We start from the raw sequence: 6,851 nt of genomic DNA, 5'->3' as shown, positions 1-6,851 counted from the left end.
GGACTGGGCTGTGAAGAATGCAGAAGACCGCAAAGCACGGGTTCCTTTATCCCCGGTTTTGTACTCGATTTTCTCAGGGCAACTCCCGAATATCACCTGGAAAAGGAGCAGGAAACAGCACCTCAGGATACAATACGAATCACGCGCCTTCTGGCGGTCTGGTGTGCCTATCACTTTGATATCAACCAGGAATTCAAGTCTCTCGATTTTCTGGATGAGCTTATAAGATTAAAAACGTGACCGGATATCGGAGTAATCGTCACAGGATAAAGCGCTCCACTCCTCCAGATTTTCATTGCCGCCGTTCAACACTGAGGGCGTGATGCACCAGTCGTTCGGACCGGGCAAAGACAGAGACATGTTTTGCCGCCTTTTCAAGGCCCTTAGCGGTTACCCGGGCGATCGAGATATGTTTGACAAAGCTGTCAACCCCCAGGGGGGATCCGAACCGCGCGGCGCCGCCGGTTGGAAGCACATGGTTGGTGCCGATAAAGTAATCCCCCAGAGCTGCGGGTGTGTAGGGACCTAAAAAAATTGCTCCGGCATTCATGACACTCTTTGCATCCTTTGCGGGATCCTTTGTCATAATCTGCAAATGCTCGGGAGCACACTGGTTTATAAGATCGATACTCTCTTTTCTGCTTCGGGTGACCACCAGGGAGAGCGCATTGGACGACAGGTTATCGAACTGGTGTGCTACCGGCGATTTTTTGACCTCCTCAAGCAGGCATTTCTTTATCCGATCGGCGAAGCGCGAATTTTCGGTTATGCAAAAAGCGACTTCATCGCCACTTCCATGCTCGGCCTGGGCGAGCAAATCGAGGGCAACCCAGGAGGGGTTTGCCGATGAGTCTGCAAGGATGATTACTTCAGAGGGTCCGGCGATTGTATCGATATCGACAGCTCCGTAAACGCAGCGTTTTGCCAGGGCCACGTAGAGATTCCCCGGGCCGACAATCTTTTCTACCGGCCGGATTGTTTGGGTCCCATAGGCCAGGGCCCCCACCGCCTGAGCCCCGCCAATCTGATAGACCTCCTTTACCTTGAGCAACTGAAGGGCATAGGCTGTTGCCGGATGGAACTCCTTTTGCGGCGGAGTTACCGCAACTATTTCTTTCACCCCTGCAAGCCGGGCAGGAATAACATTCATCAGCACTGTCGATGGATATGCTGCATAACCGCCGGGAATATAGACACCAACCCGGGAGAGCGGCTGAATCCTCATGGCAAGAGTCCCTTCACTGGTTTTCAGCGAATATCCCTTTTGTTTCTGGTGTGCATGATAGGCCTTTATCCGTCGGGCGGCTTCCCGGACAGCCTTTTTCAGCGGCGCAGAGGCTTTCTTTGCCTGTTCAGAAATCCGGTCATCACCAACCCGGACGGTCGAGGCGGTAAGCGATACCTTATCGAATTTCCGGGTATACTCAAAAAGCGCTGTATCACCCCGCTTTTTTAGGTCTTCCAGAATAGTTTCCACCGTGGCAAGTGCTTCTGTTTCACTCTTATGAGCCGATGATGTCAGTGTGGCCAGTATTTTCGAACCGGACTTGCCCGTATAACGCAGAATCGGAATAGAAAGTGTTGTAGCCATGCCTGTTTTCTCCCTTGTGATAAATACGACATCACAAAATAACTTGTTGATAAATCTATTTCTAAATATTCGGGATTATTTTTCAGCAGGAATGCCTGTTTCAGGCACATCAAATAAGACACGATTTAATTTCGTATATATATTAAATGATTGCGCTTCTCCTATTAAAAAATGTATCTTACTGAACCTTGGAAAAGGTAATTACAGACTGAATTCCGCCCCAGGCGGCAATGCGCTTATTTGATGAGTAACTGGTAATATGGGTAACTGGTAATAATGGATAGACCTTTTCGTATATTGCTTGTAGATGACGAGCCTGGCATCCGTAAAATACTGCGACTCTTCCTTGAAATGCAGGGCTTCGTTATTTCCGAAGCTATTACTGCAAATCAGGCGATGCAGGCAATAAAAAACGAAAAGCCCGATCTGGTTATTCTGGATGTTATCCTCTGTGGACAAACGGGTTTTGATGTATGCGAATGGATAAAAGGTAATACTGAGACTAAAGATATTATCGTGTTCCTCTTTACTGCGCTCAATCAGGAGCAGGATTTCAAAGAAGGCCAACGTGTTGGATGTGACCTTTATCTGACAAAGCCGCAAAACCCAAAAGATATCGTTGAAAAGGTTACAGAATATCTGAAAGCAAAGGCAGCTTCCCAGTCTTAGTAATAAAAATGTACAGACATATCGTTTAGTTATGTGAAAGGATAGATATACTGTCATGAAAAGAAATAATGCCGTTAGTTTGTTGGTTATCATTGCAGCCGTGGCGCTCTCCATCTGGTTTCTCAAAGACTCCTTTATATTTTATTCAAAACCAATTGCAGTCCGTCAGGAGTACCAGGAAGAACACCCGAACATTTTCAAGAGAATATTCAATCTCGGCCTCGACCTGCAGGGCGGCATGCGGCTTGTCCTTGAGATCGACCGTTCGCAACTCAACAAAGATGAACAGAAAAATGTTCTTGACCGGGCCTACACCATTATCGAAAACCGGATCAATGCGCTGGGTGTTGCGGAGCCGACAATTCAGAAGCAGGGAAAAGACCGGATCATCGTCGAACTCCCGGGACTCAAGAATGAAGAAGCCGCCAAGCGGGTGATCGGTTCGACTGCCCAGCTCGAATTCAAACTCGTTCGGGAACCGTCGGAGCTTATGCGCGCAATCCGCATTATCGATAATGTGGTAAGTGGTAAGGCCGGCATTGATTCTCTGGAGACGGATACTGCGGCCGATACGACAGCGCAGGAGGAAGTCGAAAGCCGTGAGAAAGCTCGTCAGCTCTTTGAAGGCGGTGTTGAAGATACTGCTGCACAGGATACAACAATCGCTCCTGAAACAATTACCTCATTCAGAAGTCTCCTGGTACAAATCGGCGAACAAATCGGCGTTCCGGAAAAGAACAAGGCAAAAGTTGATAAGATCCTCGATCGAGAAGACGTTCAGAATGCGCTTCAACGGGCAGGCATGGGTGGAAGTCAGTTTCTCTGGGGTCATGATATTATCGACCAGGGGCAGATTGAAGTTCGTCCTCTCTACTTTGTAAAATCCCGCCCCGAACTCAAAGGTGATGCAATCAGCGATGCCAGCGCTATCCTCGGCCAGGGTGGAATGAATCAGGGTCAACCACTCGTCTCGCTGGAAATGAATCGCCGGGGTGCCCGGGTTTTTTCCAGGGTAACCGCTGCCAACACAAACAAATATCTTGCTATCGTTCTTGACAGCACCGTCTATTCGGCCCCGGTAATCCGTCAGAAGATTACGCAGGGACGGGCACAGATTGAAGGTTCCTTTACAATGGAAGAGGCCAAAAACCTGGCGGTTGTCCTCCAGGCCGGTGCACTACCCGCTCCTGTCGATATTATCGAAGAAAGAACCATCGGCCCATCACTGGGACAGGATTCGATCAGAACCGGAGCGCTGGCTTTTATCATCGGTTTTGCACTGGTTGTAGTTTTTATGGGTATCTACTACAAACTCAGCGGTGTAATTGCAGATATCGCGCTTATTCTCAACCTTCTCTTTGTCATGGCTGTCATGGCAGGAATCAATGCAACACTCACCCTGCCGGGTATTGCAGGTCTTATCCTCATTATCGGTATGGCGGTCGATGCCAATGTGATTATCTTTGAGCGTATTCGTGAAGAACTGGCGGTTGGGAAAACAGTCCGAAGTGCTGTTAATGCAGGGTATGGACGGGCATTTCTTACGATTATGGATGCCAATATCACCACCCTTATTACCGCATTTATCCTTCTGTGGATCGGTACCGGTCCGATTAAAGGATTTGCCATAACACTGATTTTCGGTATCATCGCATCACTGTTTACCGCTCTGTTCGTAACCAAGGTGATATTCAACATTATTGTCGGTTCAAGAAAAGTAACAAAATTGAGCATATAATTTGAACAATAAGGAAACACCCATGCAGTTTTTTAAATCAACAAATTTCAATTTCATCGGCAACCGGAAAAAGGCATTCGTTTTTTCGGGTATCCTGCTGCTCATTACCGTTGTATCGCTGATAGTTAACAAAGGCCCCAACCTTTCAATCGACTTTGTAGGCGGTACAGTCGTTCAACTCAAGTTTGAAAATTCGATTAAAGACGATATCGGACAAATCAGATCGGTTATCGACCAGCTCGAATACGGCTCTCCTGAAGTTAAAACTATCGGTAAACCCGAAGACAATGAAATTCAGATAACCGTCAAGGCTACCGAAAGCAAAGGCGAATCGGTGGGCGATAATATTAAAAAAGCCGTAGCCACAAACTATCCGGATAACCCTTTCGAACTCCGCAGAGAAGAAAAGGTGGGGCCGAAAATCGGTGGTGAACTGCAGCAAAAGGCTGTGCTGGCGATCCTTCTCTCGCTCCTGGCTATCGTTATCTATATCGGTATCAGGTTCCATTTACCATTCGGGATTGCGGCCATTGTGGCGCTTTTTCATGATGTGCTCATTACAATCGGTGCATTTGCTTTTCTTAATCTCATCCCGAATGTCGATGTTGAGCTTTCGCTTCCGGTAATCGCTGCACTGCTCACCATTGTCGGATACTCCCTCAACGACACAATCGTTGTCTTCGACCGTATCCGGGAAAATATGGGAGGGTCGGTTATAAAACGCAATCTCGAAGAAAGGATTAATTCCAGTATCAATCAGTGTCTGTCACGAACGATCATTACGTCACTGACTACCTTCGCAGTGGTCCTGACCGTTTTCATTGCCTTCATCAACAGCGGCGCTATCATCAAGGATTTCTCCCTCGCCCTTCTTGTGGGCGTAATCTCCGGAACCTACTCATCGATCTACATCGCCAGTCCTATTCTGGTGTTGTGGAACCAGAAATGGACGATTAAATAGTAATAACAGTTAATTAACATAAAAATACAGAGGCACGGGGCTTATATGCTAAGCTTACCGTGCCTTTTTTTTGATGGTGGGGGGAGGATGGTTCGCAGCAAATTGCTTAACGAGTTGGGGTGAGATATTAAGCATATGAGACAAACGACCTGTCCCGAGGTGCTATCGGGAGAGTGACAACGATTTGAGACAATATCCATATCCTATTTTACAGAACCCGGACCCTTTCCCGCCCTCCACCTTTCCCGGCTTCCTCGATTTATATTTATTAACTTATCGATCTATAAATATGTTAATTTACCAGACAGTTATTCGTATTAATTGGGAGTATATATGAAAAAGTGCATTTTTCTGTTGTGTGTTCCGGTAATTTTTTTCTCATGTGCAAGACAGGTTATTACGCGAAATGAAGTCCCGAGGGGAAAACAGAAAATAATGGTCCGTTCACAGGGAGATACTTCATCGTACATTTTTGAATTTCAGGATTCGGTGCAACGCCGCACCTTTCTGAGTTCTTTTGAAGATTTTGTCGAGCAGTATCCTTTCGATACCATAAAAACCGACACGGTGGACACCTATGTAAAGATCACGATTTACCCCCGGTTAAAGAAGATTGTAAAAGGCGATTCCCTGATGCTTTCCCCTGTTGAAGAAGCCCGCTTTGTAGAATCGATTATTGAAGCCGGCGCCGACACGGTCGACACATCAGCATTGCCCGAGCCCGGCGGTGCGGTATCACTTTACTATCACAGAGATGAAATCGATTCCCGCATTATTCATCTTATCGGCGCATCATTGACCCCGTCATTAAAGTATGCAAAAATCAACGACAGTCTCTTTGCCGGTCATGTCATGCTTCCCGAGCAGGTTTCGGACCAACGGATACGGCTTTCGATCAACCCCCTGCTGAAAAACGGTAAAGGTGAGCCCCTCTCGGCCTTTGACATCGTCGATGCCTGGAATACCTTTGTTAAAAAGTATCCTTCCGAAGGCATGGCCCTTTTCCGGCATGTTAAGGGTATTGGAGGACTTATCCGGGGTGAAGAAGCGGTTATTCCGGGGATCCGGACAATCGATGACAAAACAATCATGCTTCACCTCCAGAAACCCGACCCCTATGCCATACACCGTCTGAATTGCCCCTTTTTGCTTCCCCCCTCCACCCGACTTGGCCCTTATTATCTTATCGGCAGAAAAAACGGTGTTATCGGTTGTATGGCCAATAAGCATTATATTGCCGGAAGACCCTTCCTTGACAAGTGCGCCATTCGGCTCGGAGGCGACAGCAACCCATTCCTGGGCTACTCCATGAAACGGTACGACATAATAACACTCTACCAGACGAAAGATATTGCCTATGCCCGTGATAAACTTCTGCAGGAATCCAAACTTGTCAGGGGGTGGGAAGACCTCTATTTTCTGGCGCTGGGTGAAGAATCGGAAGAACTCCGCAAATTTCTGGTCTCGATGGTTAATCCGGAAGAGCTGTTGAAGAATTTTATTCAGGCCGAGGGTCATGTTATCGACGCCCTTGCCGACACGGCAGATATCAACCGTGAAAAGGAATCGGAAAAACTTCGCCAGGCCCCCTTTACCGGTTCTCCTCTGACAATTTTATACAATAAAGGTGATCCGATCTCCGGCAGGCTGGCCGAAAAACTCCTCGCTGATATCTCGCATATCGGCATGCCTTGCCGTCTCGACGGTCGCGGAGGAGCCGAGTTTGAAAAAGCACTGGTAAGCCGGGACTATTCTCTTGCCGTGGGATGGGCGCCTGCCGATATCAGAAAAAGCAAATGTCAACAACTTCGACTGGCGGCAATATGGTTTAACGACCAGATAAACGAACAACAACGCATTGCAGAATATCGAGAATTGCCGCTTTTCAGTAT

General features: G+C 47.4%; 5 protein-coding genes. 4 read left to right on the top strand and 1 reads right to left on the bottom strand.

From position 1 onward, the window contains the following. Positions 1-292: 292 nt before the first annotated feature. Entirely contained in the window at positions 293-1,591 is a 1,299-nt protein-coding gene (gene hisD / locus GF401_03365; protein ID MBD3344082.1) for a histidinol dehydrogenase, read from the bottom strand. Between the two features lie 276 nt (positions 1,592-1,867). Here hisD and GF401_03360 point away from each other — a divergent pair, with 276 nt between their 5' ends. The 4 genes from GF401_03360 to GF401_03345 all read left to right on the top strand — a co-directional run. After that, entirely contained in the window at positions 1,868-2,260 is a 393-nt protein-coding gene (locus GF401_03360) for a response regulator (GenBank protein ID MBD3344081.1), read from the top strand. Between the two features lie 55 nt (positions 2,261-2,315). Continuing rightward, positions 2,316-3,998 (top strand): protein translocase subunit SecD, encoded by a 1,683-nt coding sequence (gene secD / locus GF401_03355; GenBank protein MBD3344080.1) that lies wholly within the window; start codon positions 2,316-2,318, stop codon positions 3,996-3,998. A gap of 22 nt (positions 3,999-4,020) precedes the next feature. Then, a complete protein-coding gene (gene secF / locus GF401_03350) occupies positions 4,021-4,959 on the top strand; it encodes a protein translocase subunit SecF (protein MBD3344079.1) in 939 nt (312 codons plus the stop codon). 435 nt (positions 4,960-5,394) lie between these two features. Next, on the top strand, positions 5,395-6,851 hold a 1,457-nt coding region (locus GF401_03345; GenBank protein MBD3344078.1), incomplete at its 3' end, for a hypothetical protein.

Source organism: Chitinivibrionales bacterium (assembly GCA_014728215.1).
Lineage (GTDB): Bacteria > Fibrobacterota > Chitinivibrionia > Chitinivibrionales > WJKA01 > WJKA01.
The sequence above is the reverse complement of the archived record's forward strand: the minus strand, read 5'-3'. Positions and strand labels throughout refer to the sequence as shown.

Coding starts and splice junctions, on each gene's coding strand:
- secD (MBD3344080.1), top strand. CDS start 2,316: ATGAAAAGAAATAATGCCGTTAGTTTGTTGGTTATCATTGCAGCCGTG.
- GF401_03360 (MBD3344081.1), top strand. CDS start 1,868: ATGGATAGACCTTTTCGTATATTGCTTGTAGATGACGAGCCTGGCATC.
- secF (MBD3344079.1), top strand. CDS start 4,021: ATGCAGTTTTTTAAATCAACAAATTTCAATTTCATCGGCAACCGGAAA.
- hisD (MBD3344082.1), bottom strand. CDS start 1,591: ATGGCTACAACACTTTCTATTCCGATTCTGCGTTATACGGGCAAGTCC.